Below are 278 nucleotides of genomic sequence, written 5' to 3'. Positions count from 1 at the left end.
ATCAAACCAATTCTTGGTCTGACAATCACAATTCAAGGATTGGCCACTTCACAGCATTATCCAATGGTGTTGTTGGTTGAGAATCAAACCGGTTATCACAATCTCCTGGCAATCAGTAGCTTGTTGAAGACGACATCTGAAGCTGTGACGTTTGACATGTTGACTGCTTATTTGGCTGGCCTGTATATTGTGTTGCCAAGTGTTGGTGAGTTGCCTGTTATTTTGGGAGCCGAACCGGAACGCGCAATGGATATGGTGCAAAGTATTAGTGCAGTGAC

General features: G+C 44.2%; 1 protein-coding gene. It reads left to right on the top strand.

Features of this window, described 5'->3' with window-relative positions; translation table 11 throughout:
• Positions 1–278 (top strand): PHP domain-containing protein (locus SAY88_RS24990; protein WP_332635120.1); only part of this gene is annotated, 278 nt, incomplete at both ends.

Source organism: Halalkalibacter flavus, from assembly GCF_036663575.1.
In the GTDB taxonomy this organism is placed as follows: domain Bacteria; phylum Bacillota; class Bacilli; order Bacillales; family Bacillaceae_D; genus Halalkalibacter; species Halalkalibacter flavus.
This window is presented reverse-complemented; position numbering and strand designations above follow the sequence as displayed.